Consider the following 19,930-nt stretch of genomic DNA (forward strand, 5'->3'; position numbering starts at 1 on the left):
GGAGTAGTCATGGCAGTCAGCGTTTTCGACCTTTTCAAAATCGGCATCGGTCCGTCGAGTTCGCATACGGTCGGGCCGATGCGCGCGGCACTGATGTTCGTGCAAGGGCTCGATCGCGACGGACTGCTCGACGCGGTGGCCTCGGTGAAGTGCGAGCTGTACGGCTCGCTCGGCGCGACCGGCAAGGGCCACGGCACGGATCGCGGCGTGATGCTCGGCCTGATGGGCGACGCCCCCGATACCGTCGATGCCCAGACGATCAGTCCGCGGCTCGAAGCCGTGCGCGTGTCGAAGAAGATTTTGCTCTTGGGCAAGCATGAGATTCCGTTCGTGCAGAAGGAGCACATCGGGTTTTATCGGCAGGCGCTCGCCGAGCATCCGAACGGCATGAAGCTGCACGCCTTCGATGCGAGCGACGCGCTATTGCGCGAGGCGACTTATTTGTCGGTGGGCGGCGGTTTCGTCGTCACGGCGGGCGCGGCGAATACGGCGGTGCTGACAGCACATGAACACTTGCCGTATCCGTTTTTGACCGGCGACGAGTTATTGAAGATGTGCAACGAATCGGGCAAGTCGATCGCGCAACTGATGTGGGCGAACGAGCGCGTCTGGCGCAGCGAGGACGAGATCCGCTCGGGCTTGTTGCGCATCTGGGACGTGATGCAGGCATGCGTCGCGCGCGGCTGCGGCATCGATAACCCGGAAGCCGATGGCAATCTGCCCGGGCCGTTTCAGGTCAAGCGCCGCGCGCCGCTGTTGTATCGCGCGCTGGCGGGCAAGCCGGAACAGGCGCTGCGCGATCCGCTCTCGATGATCGACTGGATCAATCTTTACGCCATCGCCGTGAACGAGGAGAACGCCGTCGGCGGGCGCGTCGTGACGGCGCCGACCAATGGCGCCGCCGGGATCATTCCCGCTGTGCTGCATTACTACGACCGGTTCTTGCCGGGATCGAACTCGCAGGGCGTGGTGGATTTTCTGCTGACGGCCGCCGCGATTGGCATCCTGTACAAGATGAATGCGTCGATTTCGGGCGCGGAAGTCGGGTGCCAGGGCGAAGTGGGCGTCGCGTGCTCGATGGCGGCGGGCGCTCTTGCGGCCGTGATGGGCGGGACGCCGGCGCAAGTCGAGAACGCCGCCGAGATCGGCATGGAACACAACCTCGGACTAACGTGCGATCCCGTCGGCGGGATGGTGCAGATTCCGTGCATCGAGCGGAATGCGATGGGATCGGTGAAGGCCGTCAACGCCGCGCGCATGGCGATGCGCGGGGACGGGTCGCATTATGTATCGCTGGATTCGGTGATCAAGACGATGCGGGAAACCGGCGCCGATATGAAGACGAAGTACAAGGAGACGTCGCGAGGTGGACTGGCGGTGAATATCGTGGAGTGTTGAGGCGACCGTTGCGCCCGACTCGGCTCAGGGGTGAACGGGGCCACTGCCCCGTTCGAAGAGCCGGTCGTATCAGCCCTGCGCCCCAATCAGATTCACCACCTTCACATTCCGCGTATCCGGCACTTCGGCATACGACAACACCTTCAACTGCGGCAAACTCCGTCGCAGGAAGCGCGCAAGCATCGCGCGCAGCGAATGCTGCACCAGCAACACCGGCGGCAACCCCAGATTCTGCTGCCGCATGATCGCGTTCTGCGTCGAGTTGAGCAAAGTCTGCGCGAGCCCCGGCTCCAGTCCTGGATTCGCCCCCGTCGACAGCGCCTGCGACAACACACGCTCCAGCATCGGATCAAGCCCCATCACCTGCAAGTCGCCATTGCCCGGATACCACTGCTGCGTGATCGCGCGGCCCAGCGCGAGACGCACGGCCGCTGTGAGATCGTAGGCATCGGCGATGCGCGGCGCGTGTTCCTGCACCGAATCAAGGATCGTGCGCATGTCGCGGATCGGCACGCCTTCGTCCAGCAGGTTCTGCAGAATCTTCTGCAAGGTCGTGAGCGCGATGGTCTTCGGCACGAGATCGTCGGTAAGCGACGGCGTGTCCTTGCCGATGCGCTCCAGCAGCGCCTGCACTTCCTGGCGCCCGAGCAATTCGGCCGCGTGCGTCACGACGAGATGATTCAAGTGCGTCGCGACGACCGTGCTCGCATCCACCACCGTATAGCCATAGACCTGCGCCTGCTCGCGCATGTTCGTATCGATCCACACCGCCGGCAGGCCGAACGCCGGGTCCTGCGTCTGCGTGCCGGGCAGCGCCGCCGACACCTGCCCCGGATTGATCGCGAGCCACTGTCCCGGATACGCCTCGCCGACGCCCACTTCCACGCCCTTCAGCGCAATCCGGTAGCCGTTCGGCCGAAGTTCGAGGTTGTCGCGGATATGGATCACCGGCGGCAGGAAGCCGATTTCCTGCGCGAACTTCTTGCGGATGCCCTTGATGCGCTTGAGCAATTCGCCGTCGGTATTGCGGTCGACGAGCGGAATCAGCCGATAGCCAACTTCCAGGCCGAGCGGATCGATCAACGCGACGTCGTCCCAGCTCGCTTCCGCGTTCTCGACCGGCGCGGCCGCGGCCGGCGCGATTTCGGCGATCGAACCCGTCTTCCGCTTCTCGGCGGCGCGCTTGTTCATCGAGCGCGCGGCGTAGATGAGCCCGCCGCCGAGCGTCATGAAGGCGAAGTGCGGCATGCCCGGAATCAGGCCCATCACGCCGATGATCACGCCCGTGATCATCAGGACGCGCGGGTTGTTGAACAACTGGCCGGTCAACTGCGTGCCGATGTCTTCCTCGGTCGCGACGCGCGACACGATCACACCGGCCGCGGTCGAGATGATGAGCGACGGAATCTGCGCGACAAGGCCGTCACCGATCGTGAGCAGCGTGTAGTTCGTGGCCGCGTGGGCGAAGTCCATGTCGTGCTGGAGCATCCCGACGATCAACCCGCCGACGATGTTGATCACCATGATCAGCAAGCCCGCGATCGCGTCGCCGCGCACGAACTTGCTCGCGCCGTCCATCGAGCCGTAGAACTCGGCCTCCTGCGCGACTTCGAGACGGCGCTTCTTCGCTTGCTGCTCGTTGATGAGGCCGGCGTTCAGGTCGGCGTCGATCGCCATCTGCTTGCCGGGCATCGCGTCGAGCGTGAAGCGCGCGCCCACTTCGGCGATCCGCCCCGCGCCCTTCGTGATCACCATGAAGTTGATGATCATCAGAATCACGAATACGACGATACCGACCGCGAAGTTCCCGCCGACGAGAAAGTGGCCGAACGCTTCGATCACCTGGCCGGCGGCATCGGGGCCGGAGTGGCCTTCGAGCAGCACGATCCGCGTCGATGCGACGTTCAGCGACAGCCGCAGCAGCGTCGAAAAGAGCAGCACGCTTGGGAAGGCGGCGAAATCGAGCGGCTTTTGCGTGTACATGCTGACGAGCAGCACCATCACGGAAAGCGCGATGTTGAAGGTGAACAGCAAATCGAGCAGGAACGCCGGCAACGGCAAGATCATCATGCCGAGGATCATGCAGATCAGAATCGGGCCGGCGAGCGCCCGAATGTTCTGAGTGCCGAGCGCGTCGGGGCGTTTCGAGAAGAATCCAGCGCGCGCGTTCATGCTGCGGCTCCATCGGTTGGGTTGTCGGCAGAAAGCGCGTCGGCGGCTTCCTGTTCTGCTTCGGCGTCGGAGACGGCGCCCTTGTCAAGTTCCTTCGGCACGTCGAGTTCGGTCGGCTCGTCAGGCTTGTCGCCGCCGTCTTCCTTGAAGCGCTTCAACTGGTAGACCCACGCCAGCACCTGCGCCACGGCGCCGTACAGCGCGCCCGGAATCTCGCGATTGATTTCGACGTTGTGATACAGCGCCCGCGCGAGCGGCGGCGCTTCGAGCAGCGGCACGTTGTGCTCGCGGCCGATTTCGCGGATGCGCGCGGCCACGAGATTCACGCCTTTCGCGACGACCTTCGGCGCGCGCATCTGACCGTCGGCGTACTTGAGCGCGACGGCGAAGTGCGTCGGGTTCGTCACGATGACGTCGGCGGTCGGGATCGCGGCGATCATGCGGCGGCGGGCAGCGGCGCGCTGCTGCGAGCGGATGCGGCCCTTGATGTGCGGATCGCCTTCAGCGTCCTTGTGCTCGCGCTTCACTTCTTCCTTGCTCATGCGCAGCTTTTTCGCGTGCGAGTACATCTGCCAGGGCACGTCGAGCGCGGCGATCACGAAGAGACCGGCGATCGCCGTCCCGCAGCAGACGACGATCAGATGCATCGTCTCGGCGAGCGCGATGTCGAGCGGCTTGGTGGAGAGGCCGAGCACTTCTGCCTTGCGGCCCCACATCGTCCAGCCGGCCATCCCGCCGACGACGACCGTCTTCATCAGCGACATGCCGAGCTGGATCGGGCCGTCGATCGAGAAAATCTTTTTGAGACCGCTGACCGGATTGAGGCGTCCGAAGTTCGGCGCGAGGGTTTTGGTGGTGAGCAGCAGGCCGCCGATCGCCATCGGTGCGGTGAGGGCGGCGAGGCCGGTCAGCGCGAACACGGGCAGCAGGATCATGAAGCCTTCCTTGCTGGCGTTGCCGGCGCCGATCATCATCTGGTGCGTATCGAAGACGGTGGCGTGGTCGAACGTGAACGCGCCGCGCAGGATGGACTGCATGTGCAGGCTCATCGGACCGGAAAAGACCCAGACGGCGGCGAAACCGGCGGCGAGGAGCGCGAACGAGGCGAAATCCCGCGAGCGCACGATCTGCCCTTCCTCGCGCGCCTTTTCCAGGCGTTTGGGGGTCGCTGACTCGGTCTTTTCCAGATCGCTATCGTCTGACACTGCGCTTCGCTCCGTGCTCCCCGGCGACATGCCGGATTGGGTTGACGGTGATTATTGCGAAAAGCGCAGGGCGACTATCGGGGGAGAAGGGGAGGGAAAGAGGGGTTATTCGGGTGATGGGGGTGCGAGTTCGGGGTGCTTTGCGCTTTTATCCGCGCGCGGCGAGCAGCGAATTCTGCTTCGATCTCGTCGTTCGGGCGGCCAAGGCCGGCGCGTAGCGAGGCACGCGCAGTCTCTAGACGTATTCGTCGTCGCGATCACGTTGGTTTGTGATCGGCATGTTTTCCCGGCGCCTCCACCGTCCCCGTTTCCCGATCAATCTGCCCGACGTCCCACCCGCCGCCGAGCGCCTTCACCAGCCCAACCGACGACACCATGCGCTGCCCCGCGATGCTTGCGAGCTTCTGCTGCGCGGTGAAAGCCGTCGTCTGCGCGGTCAAAACGCTGACGAAAGCCACCGTCCCCGCCTTGTACTGGTTGTTAACAATAGCCAGCGCCTGCTGCGCCGATTCCACCGCCTGCTGCTGAATCACGATTTCGTTTTCGAGAATCCGCAGCGACGCCAGATTGTCTTCCACGTCCTGAAACGCCGTCAGCACCGTCTGCCGGTAAGTCGCGACGTTCTGATCGTAGACGGCGCGCGCCGCGTCGGTCTGCGCGCGGCGCAAGCCGCCATCGAAGATAGTGGCCGCGAGGTCGGGCCCGAGCGTCCAGAAGCGCGACGGGGCGCGCAGCAATTGCGACAAGACCGTGCTCTGGAATCCGCCCGACGCCGAAAGCGTCAGCGTCGGAAAGAACGCCGCGATCGCGACGCCGATCTGCTCGTTCGCCGCCGCCGCCTTGCGCTCGGCGGAAGCGACGTCCGGCCGACGCTCCAGAATCGCCGACGGCATCTGCGCAGGCACGGCCGGCGGCGTTGCGTCGAGCGGCGACGCAGGCAACGAAAACGCCGACGCCGGCTCGCCGACGAGCACCGCGATCGCGTGCTCGTACTGCGCGCGCGCGACGCCGTTATCGATCGCCGACGCCTGCGCCGACTGCAACTGCGTCTGCGCCTGAATGACGTCCGAGCGCGCGACGATCCCCTGCGCGTACTGATTCTGCGTGAGTTGCAACGAGCGCTGATAGGCGACGACGGTGTCATCGAGCAACTGCTGCTGCAAGTCGAGCGCGCGCAGCTGGAAGTAGGTCTGCGCGAGCGTCGCCTGGGCGGAGAGGCGCGCGTTCGCGAGATCGGCGGCGGCGCTTTGCTCGCCCGCCTTCTGCGCGTTGACGGAGCGGCTGACGCTGCCCCACAGGTCGGGTTCCCAGGTGGCGTCGAGCGCGAGACTGTAGCTGTTGCCGATCGACGTCGAGCTATTGCTGGTCGAGCGCGCGCCGCTGCCGTATCCCGAGCGCGACCCCGACGCACTCGCGCCGATGATCGGAAAGTAAGCCGCGCGCGCCTCGCCGACGAGCGCCCGCGCCTGCCGGTAAGCCGCCGCGAACTGCGCGATGCTCTGGTTCGACGCGTTCAGCCGCGTTTCGAGATCGTCGAGCTGCGGATCGGAGTAGATCGCCCACCAGTTGCCGCGATCGGCCTGATCGGCGGGTTGCGCGACCTTCCAGCCCTCGGGCGCTTCCTTGTAGGACGCGGGAATCGCCGCCGACGGCCGCTGATAGTCGGGGCCGACCGCGCAGCCGGCGACGAGCAAGACGAACGCCGCCGCGAGCGCGAGAGCGGTGAAACGGGGCGTGACGGACTGAATGGGGCTGAACGGCATCTGCTTCCAGGATTCCTGTCGGAGCCGGATAGATTCATCGACAAGAATCCCGGCGATCCGAAATGGTAACGGAACGCCCGCGCAAAGCGGGCGTCAGGCAGACGTTAGGGTACCGGCTGGCCGTGGACGTTGTGTTACCCGCAGGCGCGAATCGGTTACGGAGGGTTACGGCGACGCGCGCTCAGCACTTGCCGTGCGAGCAGGGCGTCGGACCGGGAAGCAGCTTTGGCACGCGAGCCGGGGCAGGTTTTGGCGCGCGCCGCCGACGCTGCCGGTTTTCGAACCAGCCGAGACCCAGCACCGCGAACGAACCGCCCGGCAGCAGGAACACGATCACATACAGCGCGAGTTTCCACGACTTCAGGTTCGGCGGAACCACGTGTCGGGAGGCGCTGGCGATCGTGCTGCTGACAGTGCCGAAACGTCGGCGGGCGGTGCGTGCAAAGCGGGTCATGGGAATCCTTCGGGCATCGTCGCGGCGATGCGTCTTGCGTGAAACGGCGTCAAAACATGGTGTCGGGCGGCGCGAAACGCGCGTAACTCGGTGTCTCAAATAATATTGACTGTGCAAGTAATTTTCAAGATACTCCTCAGCACATTTTTAAGACCGTTGTTTTAGACGCACGCGCTGGGTAAGGCGCGCGCATTAAAATGCGTCGCCCGCGACGTCTTGTCCTACCAACCGAGCAATCGATGAGCAGCGAACCCCTTTACGACCCGGCTACGATCCAGTTGGAAACGAGCCTCGGCTACTACCTGGCGAAGGCCCGCAACGTGCTGATCGCGCGTACGGATCAGGCGTTGAAGCCGCTCGATCTGACGTCGCAGCAAATCGGCGTGATCATGATGCTGGCGTCGGGGCGCGCACGTACGCCGCTCGAGCTGTCGCGGGAGATGTCGTACGACAGCGGATCGATGACGCGCATGCTCGACCGGCTGGAGAAGAAGGGATTCGTCACGCGCGGACGCAGCGATGCGGACCGGCGGGTGGTCGAACTGAAGCTCACCGAACGCGGCGCCGACGCCGCCACACGCCTGCCGATACTTGGCGCGGCGGTGCTGAACGAGCAACTGGCGGGCTTCAGTCGCGCGGAACTCGATACGCTGACGAGCCTGCTAGGGCGGTTGATCGAGAACGCGCCATTGTGCGGTTTTGTCGAGGACGATTTGCCTGAGGCTGGACGCTGAGACAAATTTCGCGCCCTGATAACTGTCTGGGCAGACAATGCCGCTGCATCGAAAATAACGGAGACTTTCACTATGGCCGCAACCGCCGCGCCTCCCGACGAAAAGAAGCCCGCGCCGATCACCGGCGGCCTGCTCGCGCTGCTCACAATGGGCCTCGCGCTCGGCACGTTCATGGAAGTCCTCGACACGTCGATCGCGAACGTCGCCGTGCCGACGATCTCCGGCAGCCTCGGCGTCGCGACGAGCGAGGGCACGTGGGTGATTTCGTCGTATTCCGTGGCATCGGCGATCGCGGTGCCGTTGACGGGCTGGCTCGCGCGGCGCGTCGGCGAGGTCAAACTGTTCACGATTTCCGTCGTGCTGTTTTCGATCGCTTCGGCGCTATGCGGACTCGCGCACAACTTCGAGTCGCTGATCGCGTTCCGGCTCTTGCAAGGCCTCGTGTCCGGCCCGATGGTGCCGCTTTCGCAGACGATTCTGATGAGAAGCTATCCGCCAGAAAAGCGCGGCCTCGCGCTCGGCCTGTGGGCGATGACTGTGATCGTCGCGCCGATCTTCGGCCCCGTCATGGGCGGATACATCACCGACAATTTCAGTTGGCCGTGGATCTTCTACATTAACGTGCCGATCGGCCTCTTTTCGGCCCTGATCGCGTATTTTCTGCTGCGCGGCCACGAGACGAAAACGACCAGGCAGCGTATCGACGCGGTCGGTCTCGCGCTGCTCGTGATCGGCGTGTCGAGCCTGCAAATGATGCTCGACCTCGGCAAGGATCACGACTGGTTCAATTCGAGCTTCATCGTCGCGCTCGCGATCGTTGCGGCGGTCGCGCTGGCGTTCATGTTCGCGTGGGAAATCACGGAGAAAGAGCCGGTCATCGATCTGTCGCTCTTTCGCGACCGCAATTTCGCGATGGGCGTGCTGATCACGTCGCTCGGGTTTCTCGCTTTTTTCGGCTCGGTCGTCGTGTTGCCGCTGTGGTTGCAGACGGTGATGGGCTACACGCCGGGGCTGGCGGGCCTCGCGACGGCGCCGGTCGGCATTCTCGCGCTCGTCATTTCGCCGCTCCTCGGGCGCAACATGCATCGGCTCGATCTGCGTGTGGTGGCGAGTTTCGCGTTTCTCGTGTTCGCGTTCGTGTCGCACTGGAATTCAACGTTCACGCTCGATACGCCGTTCAGCCAGATCGTGGTGCCGCGGCTGATCCAGGGCATTGGCGTCGCGTGCTTCTTCGTGCCGATGACCACGATCACGCTCTCCAGTGTCCCCGATGACCGGCTAGCCGGCGCGGCGGGGCTGTCGAACTTTCTTCGGACGCTCTCGGGCGCGATCGGGACGGCGGTCAGCACGACGTATTGGGAGAACGACATGATTCGCCACCACGCGGTGCTGACCGAATCGGTGAGCGCGTATTCGGCGAATACGAGCGCTTACACAGGGGCGTTGTCGGACTTGGGGCTGGCGGGACAGGCGCTGACGGCGCAGCTCGATCGGGTGGTGACCGCGCAGGCGTACATGATGTCGACGAACGATTTCTTCCGGATCTCGTTCTATGGATTTCTGGGGCTGGCCGTGCTGGTTTGGCTGACGAAGCCGAGGAAGGGAGCGGGGCCGTCGATGGGGCATTGATCGACCCTGCGTCGGTTTCTTACTCTGGCGTTAGCGCGCGCCCCACTGTCCGGGCTGACTTTCAAGCACAGGCGGCATCGGCCTGACGGGCGGATTCGACTGCACCTTCGGCGCTGGCGCGGGCGCGACGGGCGGCAATGTAGCCGCCGCCCCCGCCTGCGATGCCGCCGGACCGCGCACGAATTGCTTGAAGTCCGCGCCGGCCTTCCACGGATTCGGCTCGCAGCCGAGCATATTGTCGCAATGGGCCGCAAAGCCTATCGTCGCGGTGCCTTCGTTACTTGGCGTCTTGGTGATTTGATAGGCGAGCGCGCGTTTGCCGCCCGACGGTCCCGCCGTCTGGATGATCGAATCCGTCACGGTTTGCAGCTTGTATTCGGAGTGATTCGTGACCCAGACTTGCGCTCGGCCCCACCACGCTTCGCATTCGGCTCGGTCCATGCAGGTGAGCGGCGCGGTGGCCTGCTCCATCGTCTCGGCACTGACCTGGCCCTGCGTCGAACAGCCGGCAAAAAGCGCGATCGACACGGCCGCGGCCAGCGTCGATGCCCCTAGCATCGTCATTTTCATGATTTCCCCTCGCAACAGTTGTATTGGTCGATAAGACACTAATTTTCGACACGTTTGCGACCCGCTCGTTTCGGCGGGTTGCGCTCTGTTGCAAAAGGGGTAAGCGTTGCCGCTTTTTTACCGTAGCGGCAAGAAAAAACGACGTCAGACACTCACGCGATTAAGCGTGTAGGCGCGATAAGCGGCGACGAAGGCGTCGAAAGAACCCGCTTCGCCCCGTTCAATGGCGGTCTGTTGCGTGAGCGACTTCGCGGCCGACTCCTCGAATTCCCGTATGTCCTGCTCGGGAAGCGGGCGATTGCGGAAGAATTCCGCGTGTTGCTGGCTGATATCGAGCGCGAAATCGCCGAAGCTCTGCTGCTTGCTGCGCATTGTTTCGAGCACCCGTGCCGACGGTGTCAGCGACACATCCGAAAGCCGCGCCCGTTGCATGTCGAGCGCGCGCATGTGTTCGTCGCCACCGCCGAGCGCATCCAGTGCCTGCGCCGCCGGCTCGATGCGGTCGAGCAACTCAGCGCCCCACGTGGTCATCGGCACTTCGCGACCATTGCGCGACAGCGTGAGCCCTGGCTTGCGCCCCTCCTTCGCGACGCGGCTGAAGTTGTCGTTGGCTTCCGCGCTCGCGTCCTGCGGCAGGAGCGGGCTGTCGTCGAGTGCGCAGAAGAGCAGATATGCGTCCAGAAAGCGTGAAGTTTGCAGTGAAATCCCGGCCGGTTCGAACGGATCGATATCGAGACAGCGCACTTCGATGTACTGCACGCCGCGCGCCGACAGCGCGTGCAACGGCCGCTCGCCCGGCTGCGTGATGCGTTTCGGACGGATCGTCGAGTAGAACTCGTTCTCGATCTGCAGCACATTCGTGTTGATCTGGACCCACTCGCCGTCGCGCTGCGTGCCGATCGCCTCATACGGCGGATACGGCTGGCTGACGGCCTTGCCGAGCACGTCGAGATAGGCGTCGAGGTTGTCGTAGCTCGGCAGCAGCGCGGATTGCGCCGGATTGTTCGTGTAGCCGAGATCGCTCATGCGCAGGCTCGTGGCGTGCGGGAGATAGAAGGTGTCGGCATCGAAGGCGTCGAGCGTGTGGCGCTTGCCGCGCACGAAACCCGCATCCAGCGCAGGCGATGCCCCGAACAGATACATCAGCAGCCAGCTCGTGCGGCGAAAATTGCGGATCAGCGCGAAATAGCGCTCCGACTGGAAATCGACTTCGGACAGCGTGTTGCCCTTGTCGAGCGCATGCCACGCGCGCCAGACGTCTTCGTGCAGCGAATAGTTGTAGTGGATGCCGGCGATGCACTGCATCGTGCGGCCGTAACGCAGCGCGAGGCCGCGCCGGTAGACGTGCTTCAGCATGCCGATGTTCGACGTGCCGTACCAGCCGATCGGGATTTCGTTGTCGGGCGGCAATACGCAGGGCATCGAATCGTTCCAGAGCAGCTCGTCGCCAAGCTTCGCGTAGACGTAGCGATGCAGCTTGTCCAGATCATCGAGCGTGGCGGCGGAGTCGGTCTTCGCGTCGGTGATGAGCTCGATGAGCGCTTCGGAGTAGTCCGTCGTGATGAGCGGATGTGTCAGCGGGGAGCCGAGCGCGCGTGGATGCGGCGTCATCGCGAGCTTGCCGTCAGGCGTGACACGCAGGCTCTCCCGCTCGATGCCGCGCAGACCCTGACGCAGCGCGGCTGCGCGCGGGCCCGCGGAGAGCGCCGAGAGGCGGTGCCGGAAGGCGTCGGTGGCGAGGTGGGCGGAATTCGTGTTTGGCATCTAGAGCGGCGCGTGCGACCGGGCGCAATAGGATTCGCCCGATTCGATTTTTGAATAGCGGGCACTTTAACATCTCGGTGTTGAGCGTGCTTGAAGCCAATGCTGATAAGGGTTTGCGGGGTTTTGGGGCGGGCAGTTCGGGTGGGTTCGGGCGGTCATTGCGGGGCTTTCGCGTCTGCCTCAACCCCCCTTCGCACCGCCCGCCTTATCCGCGATCTCGTTCCACACATGCAGCGCGGCATATGCGCGATACGGCCGCCATGCGTCGGCCCGCGCGCGCAATTCCTTCGCCTTCGCCATCGACGGATCGCGCGCCGCCAGCGATTGCATCAGGATCAGATCGGTGCCGGGCCACGCGTCGGGGTCACGCAGCGCGCGCATCGCGACGTACTCCACGGTCCACGGCCCGATGCCGGGCATCGCGAGGAGGGCGGCGCGCAGTTCGTCGCGGTCGGCGCGCGGGTCGTCGAGCGGCAGCGCGCCCGACGCCACCTCGCGCGCGAAGCCCTGCAACGCCGCGACGCGCTTGCCCGGCATACCGATTTTGTCCATGTCGGCGGCGGCGAGCGCGGCGGGCGTCGGGAAGCGCCAGGCGGTGTCGGCGTGCGGGTGATCGGCGAGTTGCGTGCCAGCGCGCTGGACGATCCGCCCGATGATCGTCGATGCCGCCTTTACGCTGACCTGCTGCCCGACGATCGCCCGCACGACGAGCTCGAAGCCCGACCACGCGCCGGGCACGCGCAGCCCGGGAGCGGCGTCGACGAGCGGCGCGAACCAGGGGTCGCGGGCGAGGTGCGCGCCGATCGCGGGGGCGTCTGCGCGCAGGTCGAACATGCGGGTGAGATGCTTGCCGATTGCGTTCGCGTGGCGAGCGACGTCTCCATCGAGCGTTGCGACGAGACATGCTTTTTTGGGATGACGGGTGACGCTGAGGGTGCCGGCGGCAAGGGCGTAATCGTGGGCATCGGGCCATTCGATCGCGCGGCGGTACGCGCCGGCCTCGATCGTTTCGACGCCGCGTGTCGCGCGTCCGGCGAAAAAACGCAGGACGCGCGGCCAGTCGTAGGGTTCGATGAAGGGAAGGTTTATCGTCGCGGTGGATGCGGGGGCGGCTTTTGCGCCATTTCTACCGGTGCCACTGGTCGGTGCGGGCGGCGCTTGCGCTGCGGCTAGCACACCGGCCGCGCCGGCAGCACCAGATGCACCAGATGCACCAGATGCACCAGATGCACCCGCTGGCTCAATTGCATGAGCCGTACAAGACGCACCAGCCGCGCGGGCAGCGGACGTCTCCGCCGCCGCAGCGCTCGAATTGCGCCGTGGAACGCGGCCCCCGCTCACGCGACCTCATCCTTATCGCCGCCACCAGCCACGCCCCTCGACCGCTCCGCCTTCAACAACGCGGACTTGCGCGGCGCGCCCCACCGATACCCCGCCAGCCCGCCACTCTTCTGCACCACTCGATGGCAAGGAATCGCCAGCGCCACCGGATTCGACGCACACGCGTTCGCCACCGCCCTTACAGCACGCGGCGACCCAAGCGCATCGGCGATATCGGTATAACTGCGCGTCTCGCCATATGGAATACGCCGCAGCGCATCCCAGACGCGCTGCTGGAAAGCAGTCGCGCCGATGTCGAGCGGCAGGTCGAAGCGTTCGCGCGTGCCGTCCAGATATGCGCGAATCTGCGCGACAAACGGCGCCAGCCGCTCGCGATCCTCGACGCGCGCCGCTTCCGACAATTCCGCCGCCAACTCCCCCTCCAGCGCGCGCGGATCGTCGCCGAAAGCGATCTTGCAGATGCCCTTGTCCGTCGCGGCGACGAGCACGGTGCCAAGCGGCGTCGCGTCGGTGGCGAAGCGCACCGTGAGCCCGGCGCCCTTCCTGCGGTAGACCGACGGCGTCATCCCGAGCTCGGCGGGCGCCGCTTCATACATCCGCGACGGCGAGCCGAAGCCCGCGTCGTGACTCGCGCGCGTGACGTTCTGACCGCGCTGGAGGCCGTCGCGCAATGCCTCGGCGCGGCGCGCGGCCTGATACTGCCGCGGCGACACGCCGACCACCCGCGAAAACAGCCGCTGCAAATGAAACGGACTGACGTGGACAGCGTCGCTCAACTGCGCGAGCGTCAGACGCTGCTGCGGATCGGCGTCGAGCGCCTTGCACGCGCGCTCGACGATTGCCAGTTCTCGCGGCAGGCTTGTCGGCTGGCAGCGCTTGCACGCTCGATAACCGGCATTTTCGGCGGCGTTCGTCGTGGGAAAGAACTCGACGTTTTCCCGTCGCGGCGCCCGCGAAGCGCACGAAGGCCGGCAGAACACGCCGGTCGTGCGGACGGCGAAGAAGAAGGCGCCGTCGGCGTGGGCGTCGCGTTCCACGACGGCTTGCCAGCGGGTTTCATCGGAGGAAAAAGCGGTATCGGACGGGATCTCGAAAGCGGTGTTCATGACAAACCTCATGGCTCTGGGTACGCGACCACTGTAGAGCGTCGCCTTCGAGCGTACGCGCCGGTTCTTGCGCTGTCATTTGCCAATCGAGACGCGCAAGTGTGTCTCAGATGCGACAAATTGGCGCCATAGGGGTTTGCACTAAAAAAACTATTGCGTCGCACCAAGTCGCTATGTATTATTGGAACTGTCTCCTCCATGTCTCCTCCTGATATGGATTCAGCCCGCTCCGCAACGAGCGGGCTTTTTTTCGCCTGTACCTTTTGCAACAGGCCGTTCCACGGGGCGCGGTACACTCGTTTCGTTGCCACAGAAACAAGGAGCGACGATGCCGTTGACCATCCGCGAAATCGATCACATCGTGATCCGCTGCGGCGATCTCGACAACATGGTGCGCTTTTACGGTGCCGCGCTTGGATGTCCAGTGGAGAAAGAGCAGCGCGACCTGGGCCTTGTGCAATTACGTGCAGGCCGCGCGCTGATCGATTTGCTGCAAATTGGCGCGAAGATCGACCGGCCGGAGAGCGGCCCGGCCGGCGTGGGACGCAACATGGATCACTTGTGCCTGCGCGTCGAACCGTTTGATCCAGTCGCGTTGCGCGATCATTTAACCGAAAATGGCGCACGAATCGGCGAAGAAGCGCGTCGATACGGCGCGGAAGGCTTTGGTCCGTCGCTCTATTTCTTCGATCCGGAAGGCAATATGATCGAATTGAAAGGGCCGCCCGAAGCCTGAATGCAAGCGCCTTATTTTCCCGGCGCCTTCAATACGTTCCAAGAAATCGCCACCGGATCGACCGTCGCGCTTCCTAGCGATACCTCGCCGTCCTGCACGGTCATTTGCAGGCGCATCGTGCGTTCAGCCAGCGCGCCCAGCCGTTCCGCGACGCTATCTGCAAGCGACCACACCGTCACGTTTTGCATCCGCTCAACCTTGGCCCTGACGCCCTGCCACCAGATATCAGCGGTGCGTCCCGCGTACGCGATCACGATTACGCGGTCCGCGCGCCCACTCGCCTTCGCGATGCGCCGCTCGTCCGGCTGGCCGACGTCGATCCACGTCTCGATTTGCCCCCTCAGGTCCTTCTGCCACAGGTCGGGCTCGTCCGTGTCGGACAGGCCCTTGCAGAATTCGAGCCGCTCGCTCGCGAACATGCCGAACGCGGCGACGCGCACCATCATCCGCTCGTCGGTTTCCGACGGATGGCGCGCAATCGTCAGCGAATGATCGCCGTAGTAGTGCCGATCCATGTCGGCAATCTGGAGTTCCGCTTTGTAAATCGTCGATTTGAGAGCCATGCAACACCGAAAAGCCGCCCCTGCGGGCAGGCTGAGTAAGAAGTTTCAAGCGGACGAGGGCTCAAGAGACGTGCCGTACACCTCGATGGCCGCGTCGCGCAACGCGTTGAGCACGACGGTCGCCGCCGGTGACAGCAGTTGCGTTTGCCGCGTGATGATACCGAAAGCGTCCATCCGGCAAGGCAAATCGATTGCAAGGCGCTTCAGCACGCCGAACTGCTCGTACTGGCGTGCGACTTCCTCGGGCACGACCGCCAGCATGTCGCTCTGCAGAAGCAGGCTCGAAATTGCCAGAAAATTGTTCGTATTGACGACATTTTGCGGCGGATTGAGCCCGATTTGCGAAAACGTCAAATCAAAGCGATGCCGCAGCACGCTCCCCGGTGGATGCAGCACCCAGCTCGCGTTCACAATCGCCCGCAGGGTGAGGCCGGTCGCATTCTCCAGCGGATGGCCGGGGCGCGCGACCACGCACAGCGGCTCGTCGGCAAGCGGCTCGTAGCGCACGGCGTCCTTGAGCTGGCCCTGCCGCTCAAGTACGCGGCCGATCATGATGTCGAGTTCGCCCTGCGCGACGCGCGGCAGCATCACGTCCGAGGTCTCCACCTGCAGCCAGATTTCCAGTTGCGGATAGCGCGCCTTCACGCGCGACAGGGCAATCGGCACCATCGTCGCGGCGGCGGTCGCGATCGACCCGATCTGCACCTGTCCGGCGAGCCCCGCGCGCAACGCCGAGATTTCGTCGTGCGCCTGGCTCAGGTTCGACAGCACCATGCGCGCGTGGCGGATCATCACTTCGCCGTAGAGCGTCGCGTGCATCCCGTGCGGCGTGCGGTCGAAGAGGCGCACGTCGAGCACGTCCTCCAGTTCCTTCAATAGCCGCGATGCCGCCGGCTGCGTCATCCCGAGGACGTCGGCGGCGCGGCGCACATTGCCTTCTTCCTCCATCGCGGCGAGCAGCAGCAACTGGCGCGTCTTCAGCCGCGCGCGCACGAACCAGTTCGAATAACTCTGCGGCATGACGTCGGCTCGATTTTGAGATGCCCGATGATGACATACCGACTTTGATATGGCTACGGGCTGAAAACTGATTGGAAAGTCATCGCCCGACTGGGTACGCTGCGAGCACTTACTCATGTATCGCTCGTCCACTTCAACGCCGATGAAACGCGAATCGCACGTCCCGCCGCTTTTCAAGCACTACCTGAACGGTGGCTGGGAGACGAGCGCAACCGTCGGGCTGTCGCAGAATCCGTCGGACCTGGACGAGCCGGTCGGTGAATACGTGCGCGCCGATGCACGTCAGGCCGACGCCGCCATCGACGCCGCCAGCGCCGCGTTTCGCGAATGGTCGCAGTCGAACGTTGCGCGGCGCGCCGAAGCGCTTGATGCAATCGGCAGCGAGATTCTCGCGCGCAAGACGGAGCTTGGACGGCTTCTGGCGCGCGAAGAAGGCAAGACGCTGCCCGAGGCGGTCGCGGAAGCGGCGCGCGCCGGGCATATCTTCAAGTTTTTCGCAGGCGAGGCGTTGCGCATTCCCGGCGAGCATCGCAGTTCGGTGCGCTCGAATATCGATATCGATGTCACGCGCGAGCCGGTCGGCGTGATCGGCATCGTGACGCCGTGGAATTTTCCGCTCGCGATTCCCGCGTGGAAGATCGCGCCCGCGCTCGCCTACGGCAACTGCGTGGTGTTCAAGCCGGCCGAACTCGTGCCCGCCTGCGCGTGGGCGCTCGCCGACATCATCAGTCGCGCGGGGCTGCCCGCCGGCGTGTTCAACCTCGTGCTCGGCAGCGGGCGGCAGGCGGGCGCGCGCATCGTCGGGAATCCACTGGTGCAGGGCGTGAGTTTCACCGGATCGATGGCGACCGGTAGCGCCGTTTTGCAGGCTGCCGCCGCGCGCAACGCTCGCGTTCAACTGGAGATGGGGGGCAAGAATCCGCTCGTCGTATTGAACGACGCCGATCTTGCTACCGCCGTTGATGCCGCCATCAACGGCGCCTATTTCTCCACCGGACAGCGCTGCACGGCTTCGTCGCGGCTAATAGTGGAAGCGGGCATCCACGAGCGTTTCGTCCATGCGATGCTCGCGCGCCTCGCTGCGTTGAACGTGGATCACGCGCTGAAAAAGGGCGCCGACATCGGTCCGGTCGCCGACGAGCGTCAATTGCAGCAAAACCTCGATTACATCGCGATCGGCGAGAAGGAAGGCGCGCAGTTGCTGCACGGCGGCCGCGTGCTGGAACGCGCGACGCGCGGCTATTTCATGGAGCCGGCGCTTTTCACCGGCACGCCGGACATGCGCATCGCGCGGGAAGAGATTTTCGGGCCGGTCGCCGTGGTGATCCCCGCCGACGACTACGCCCACGCGCTGCATCTCGCGAACGACACGCCGTTCGGTCTGTGCGCGGGCATCTGCACACAGTCGCTCAAGTACGCGCGCCATTTCAAGCGCCACAGCCAGAGCGGCATGGTGATGGTGAACCTGTCGACGGCGGGCGTCGATTTTCACGTTCCGTTCGGCGGCACGAAGGCGTCGAGCTACGGCGCGCGCGAGCAAGGCGCGTACGCGGCCGATTTCTACACGACGATCAAGACCGCGTATGTAGCGGGCTAGAACCTGGCAGCAACGCTGCTCGCGGTGCTGTTCGACCCGTTCCGCCGCAGCAAGCGCATGGTCTGAAGCCGGACGACAAGACAACTGGAGGAGCAACGATGGCTGATTCGAACAAGAAGCCGCTGCGCAGTCAGGCGTGGTTCGGTTTGCAGGACCGCGACGGGTTTTTGCACCGTTCGTGGATGAAGAACCAGGGCATTCCGCACGACAATTTCGACGGCCGGCCGGTGATCGGCATCTGCAACACGTGGTCCGAATTGACGCCGTGCAACGCGCACTTTCGCGAACTCGCCGAGTACGTAAAGCGCGGCGTGCGTGAGGCGGGCGGCTTGCCGCTCGAATTTCCGGTGATGTCGCTCGGCGAGACGAACCTGCGGCCGACTGCGATGCTGTTTCGCAATCTGGCTTCGATGGACGTCGAGGAATCGATTCGCGGCAATCCGATGGACGGCGTGATCCTGCTCGTCGGTTGCGACAAGACGACGCCCGCGCTGTTGATGGGCGCCGCGTCGTGCAATCTGCCGGCGCTGGCGGTCTCCGGCGGTCCGATGCTGAACGGCAAGTTCCGTGGCAAGAACATCGGCTCGGGCACGGGCGTGTGGCAGATGTCGGAGGAAGTGCGCGCCGGGACGATGACGCAGGAAGAATTCACCGAGGCCGAATCGTGCATGAACCGCTCGCGCGGACACTGCATGACGATGGGCACGGCTTCGACGATGGCGTCGATGGTCGAATCGCTCGGCATGGGTCTGCCGCACAACGCGGCGATTCCGGCCGTCGATGCGCGTCGTCAGGTGCTCGCGCACATGGCGGGGCGGCGCATCGTCGACATGGTTCGCGAGGATCTCACGATGGACAAGATCCTCACGCGCGAGGCCTTCGAGAACGCGATCCGCACGAATGCGGCGATCGGCGGATCGACGAATGCGGTGCTGCATCTGATCGCGCTGGCGAAGCGGATCGGCGTCGAACTGAATCTCGACGACTGGGAGTTGGGCTCGGACGTGCCGTGTCTGGTGAACTTGCAGCCGTCCGGTGAGTTTTTGATGGAGGATTTTTACTACGCAGGCGGGTTGCCGGCGGTCTTGAAGCTGATGGGCGATCAGGGGCTGCTGCATAAGGACGCGCTGACGGTCAACGGCAAGACGATCTGGGACAACGTCAGCAATGCGCCGAACTATGACGAAAAGGTCATCACGACGTTCGAAGCGCCGTTCAAGCCAAAGGCGGGCATCGCCGTGTTAAGAGGCAATCTCGCGCCGAACGGCGCGGTGATCAAGCCGTCGGCGGCGACCGCGAGCCTCCTGAAGCATCGCGGACGCGCAGTCGTATTCGAGACGATCGAGGAACTGCACGAGAAGGTCGATGACGAAACGCTCGATATCGACGAAAACTGCGTGATGGTGCTCAAGGGCGCGGGGCCGAAGGGTTATCCGGGCTTTGCGGAAGTCGGCAACATGCCGCTGCCGAAAAAGGTGCTGCAAAAGGGCATCACCGACATGGTCCGCATTTCAGATGGCCGCATGAGCGGCACGGCTTACGGCGCGGTCGTGCTGCACGTCTCGCCGGAAGCGGCGGCGGGTGGACCGCTCGCGTTCGTGCAGACCGGCGACATGATCGAACTCGATGTGGAGGCGCGGCGGCTGCATCTCGAGGTATCGGACGACGAGCTGGAGCGGCGGCGCAAGCTGTGGCAAAAGCCGGAAAGCCCGAAGCGCGGCTATTACAAGCTTTATGTCGAACACGTATTACAGGCCGATCAGGGCGCGGACCTGGATTTTCTGGTGGGATCGAGCGGCGCGCCAGTGCCGCGGGATTCGCATTGAAACGGAGTTTCTGAGCGAAGGCGTTTAACCGATGCGATTAAAAACCGCATCG

16 protein-coding genes are annotated in these 19,930 nt (G+C 64.3%); 6 read left to right on the plus strand and 10 right to left on the minus strand.

Annotated features, from left to right (window positions below; translation table 11 throughout):
* Positions 1-9 precede the first annotated feature (9 nt).
* Positions 10-1,398 carry an L-serine ammonia-lyase gene (locus tag AWB65_RS09115; protein ID WP_087666858.1) on the plus strand — a complete coding sequence of 463 codons (1,389 nt, stop codon included), beginning with the start codon at positions 10-12 and terminating at the stop codon, positions 1,396-1,398.
* Positions 1,399-1,467: 69 nt separating this feature from the next.
* Here AWB65_RS09115 and flhA read toward each other — a convergent pair whose 3' ends face one another.
* The 4 genes from flhA to AWB65_RS09135 all read right to left on the minus strand — a co-directional run bounded on the left by flhA (position 1,468) and on the right by AWB65_RS09135 (position 6,992).
* Positions 1,468-3,570 carry a flagellar biosynthesis protein FlhA gene (gene flhA / locus AWB65_RS09120; RefSeq protein ID WP_087666859.1) on the minus strand — a complete coding sequence of 701 codons (2,103 nt, stop codon included), beginning with the start codon at positions 3,568-3,570 and terminating at the stop codon, positions 1,468-1,470.
* Positions 3,567-4,775, minus strand: a complete 1,209-nt coding sequence (flhB, locus tag AWB65_RS09125; RefSeq protein ID WP_087666860.1) for a flagellar biosynthesis protein FlhB — start codon at positions 4,773-4,775, stop codon at positions 3,567-3,569. The genes flhA and flhB overlap by 4 nt, the downstream gene beginning before the upstream one ends.
* Before the next feature lie 257 nt (positions 4,776-5,032).
* Positions 5,033-6,538, minus strand: a complete 1,506-nt coding sequence (locus AWB65_RS09130) for an efflux transporter outer membrane subunit (RefSeq protein WP_087666861.1) — start codon at positions 6,536-6,538, stop codon at positions 5,033-5,035.
* A gap of 181 nt (positions 6,539-6,719) precedes the next feature.
* Positions 6,720-6,992 (minus strand): hypothetical protein, encoded by a 273-nt coding sequence (locus tag AWB65_RS09135; RefSeq protein WP_087658036.1) that lies wholly within the window; start codon positions 6,990-6,992, stop codon positions 6,720-6,722.
* A 239-nt stretch (positions 6,993-7,231) separates the two neighbouring features.
* Between AWB65_RS09135 and AWB65_RS09140 the strand changes: the two genes are divergently transcribed.
* Together AWB65_RS09140 and AWB65_RS09145 are read left to right on the plus strand one after the other, a co-directional pair.
* Positions 7,232-7,726 carry a MarR family winged helix-turn-helix transcriptional regulator gene (locus tag AWB65_RS09140; RefSeq protein WP_087666862.1) on the plus strand — a complete coding sequence of 165 codons (495 nt, stop codon included), beginning with the start codon at positions 7,232-7,234 and terminating at the stop codon, positions 7,724-7,726.
* 72 nt (positions 7,727-7,798) lie between these two features.
* Positions 7,799-9,355: a DHA2 family efflux MFS transporter permease subunit gene (locus AWB65_RS09145; RefSeq protein WP_087666863.1), complete on the plus strand. Its 1,557-nt coding sequence runs from the start codon at positions 7,799-7,801 to the stop codon at positions 9,353-9,355.
* Between the two features lie 30 nt (positions 9,356-9,385).
* Here the strand turns inward: AWB65_RS09145 and AWB65_RS09150 are convergent, their stop codons facing one another.
* The 4 genes from AWB65_RS09150 to ada all read right to left on the minus strand — a co-directional run bounded on the left by AWB65_RS09150 (position 9,386) and on the right by ada (position 14,136).
* The gene (locus AWB65_RS09150) at positions 9,386-9,925 is read right to left on the minus strand and encodes a hypothetical protein (RefSeq protein WP_087666864.1); all 540 of its coding nucleotides are present in this window, start codon (positions 9,923-9,925) and stop codon (positions 9,386-9,388) included.
* Positions 9,926-10,069: 144 nt separating this feature from the next.
* Complete coding sequence (gshA, locus tag AWB65_RS09155; RefSeq protein ID WP_087666865.1) at positions 10,070-11,689, minus strand: glutamate--cysteine ligase; 1,620 nt, start codon at positions 11,687-11,689, stop codon at positions 10,070-10,072.
* Positions 11,690-11,869: 180 nt separating this feature from the next.
* Complete coding sequence (locus tag AWB65_RS09160; protein ID WP_200821697.1) at positions 11,870-12,778, minus strand: DNA-3-methyladenine glycosylase family protein; 909 nt, start codon at positions 12,776-12,778, stop codon at positions 11,870-11,872.
* Positions 12,779-13,026: 248 nt separating this feature from the next.
* Positions 13,027-14,136 carry a bifunctional DNA-binding transcriptional regulator/O6-methylguanine-DNA methyltransferase Ada gene (gene ada / locus AWB65_RS09165; RefSeq protein WP_087666867.1) on the minus strand — a complete coding sequence of 370 codons (1,110 nt, stop codon included), beginning with the start codon at positions 14,134-14,136 and terminating at the stop codon, positions 13,027-13,029.
* Between the two features lie 328 nt (positions 14,137-14,464).
* On the opposite strand from ada, the gene AWB65_RS09170 reads away from it, so the two are divergent.
* Complete coding sequence (locus AWB65_RS09170; RefSeq protein WP_087666868.1) at positions 14,465-14,872, plus strand: VOC family protein; 408 nt, start codon at positions 14,465-14,467, stop codon at positions 14,870-14,872.
* Positions 14,873-14,883: 11 nt separating this feature from the next.
* Here AWB65_RS09170 and AWB65_RS09175 read toward each other — a convergent pair whose 3' ends face one another.
* Both AWB65_RS09175 and AWB65_RS09180 read right to left on the minus strand, forming a co-directional pair.
* On the minus strand, positions 14,884-15,435 hold the full coding sequence (locus tag AWB65_RS09175) for a YaeQ family protein (RefSeq protein WP_087666869.1): 552 nt from the start codon (positions 15,433-15,435) through the stop codon (positions 14,884-14,886).
* 45 nt (positions 15,436-15,480) lie between these two features.
* Complete coding sequence (locus AWB65_RS09180) at positions 15,481-16,455, minus strand: LysR family transcriptional regulator (RefSeq protein ID WP_087666870.1); 975 nt, start codon at positions 16,453-16,455, stop codon at positions 15,481-15,483.
* A 142-nt stretch (positions 16,456-16,597) separates the two neighbouring features.
* Between AWB65_RS09180 and AWB65_RS09185 the strand changes: the two genes are divergently transcribed.
* Complete coding sequence (locus AWB65_RS09185) at positions 16,598-18,052, plus strand: aldehyde dehydrogenase family protein (RefSeq protein ID WP_087666871.1); 1,455 nt, start codon at positions 16,598-16,600, stop codon at positions 18,050-18,052.
* 98 nt (positions 18,053-18,150) lie between these two features.
* Positions 18,151-19,878, plus strand: a complete 1,728-nt coding sequence (locus AWB65_RS09190; protein ID WP_087666872.1) for an IlvD/Edd family dehydratase — start codon at positions 18,151-18,153, stop codon at positions 19,876-19,878.
* Positions 19,879-19,930: the final 52 nt, after the last annotated feature.

The organism is Caballeronia humi (assembly GCF_001544475.1).
Classification (GTDB): Bacteria; Pseudomonadota; Gammaproteobacteria; order Burkholderiales; family Burkholderiaceae; genus Caballeronia; species Caballeronia humi.

Coding starts and splice junctions, on each gene's coding strand:
- AWB65_RS09115 (WP_087666858.1), top strand. CDS start 10: ATGGCAGTCAGCGTTTTCGACCTTTTCAAAATCGGCATCGGTCCGTCG.
- flhA (WP_087666859.1), bottom strand. CDS start 3,570: ATGAACGCGCGCGCTGGATTCTTCTCGAAACGCCCCGACGCGCTCGGC.
- AWB65_RS09130 (WP_087666861.1), bottom strand. CDS start 6,538: ATGCCGTTCAGCCCCATTCAGTCCGTCACGCCCCGTTTCACCGCTCTC.
- AWB65_RS09135 (WP_087658036.1), bottom strand. CDS start 6,992: ATGACCCGCTTTGCACGCACCGCCCGCCGACGTTTCGGCACTGTCAGC.
- AWB65_RS09140 (WP_087666862.1), top strand. CDS start 7,232: ATGAGCAGCGAACCCCTTTACGACCCGGCTACGATCCAGTTGGAAACG.
- AWB65_RS09145 (WP_087666863.1), top strand. CDS start 7,799: ATGGCCGCAACCGCCGCGCCTCCCGACGAAAAGAAGCCCGCGCCGATC.
- AWB65_RS09150 (WP_087666864.1), bottom strand. CDS start 9,925: ATGAAAATGACGATGCTAGGGGCATCGACGCTGGCCGCGGCCGTGTCG.
- gshA (WP_087666865.1), bottom strand. CDS start 11,689: ATGCCAAACACGAATTCCGCCCACCTCGCCACCGACGCCTTCCGGCAC.
- ada (WP_087666867.1), bottom strand. CDS start 14,136: ATGAACACCGCTTTCGAGATCCCGTCCGATACCGCTTTTTCCTCCGAT.
- AWB65_RS09170 (WP_087666868.1), top strand. CDS start 14,465: ATGCCGTTGACCATCCGCGAAATCGATCACATCGTGATCCGCTGCGGC.
- AWB65_RS09175 (WP_087666869.1), bottom strand. CDS start 15,435: ATGGCTCTCAAATCGACGATTTACAAAGCGGAACTCCAGATTGCCGAC.
- AWB65_RS09180 (WP_087666870.1), bottom strand. CDS start 16,455: ATGCCGCAGAGTTATTCGAACTGGTTCGTGCGCGCGCGGCTGAAGACG.
- AWB65_RS09185 (WP_087666871.1), top strand. CDS start 16,598: ATGAAACGCGAATCGCACGTCCCGCCGCTTTTCAAGCACTACCTGAAC.
- AWB65_RS09190 (WP_087666872.1), top strand. CDS start 18,151: ATGGCTGATTCGAACAAGAAGCCGCTGCGCAGTCAGGCGTGGTTCGGT.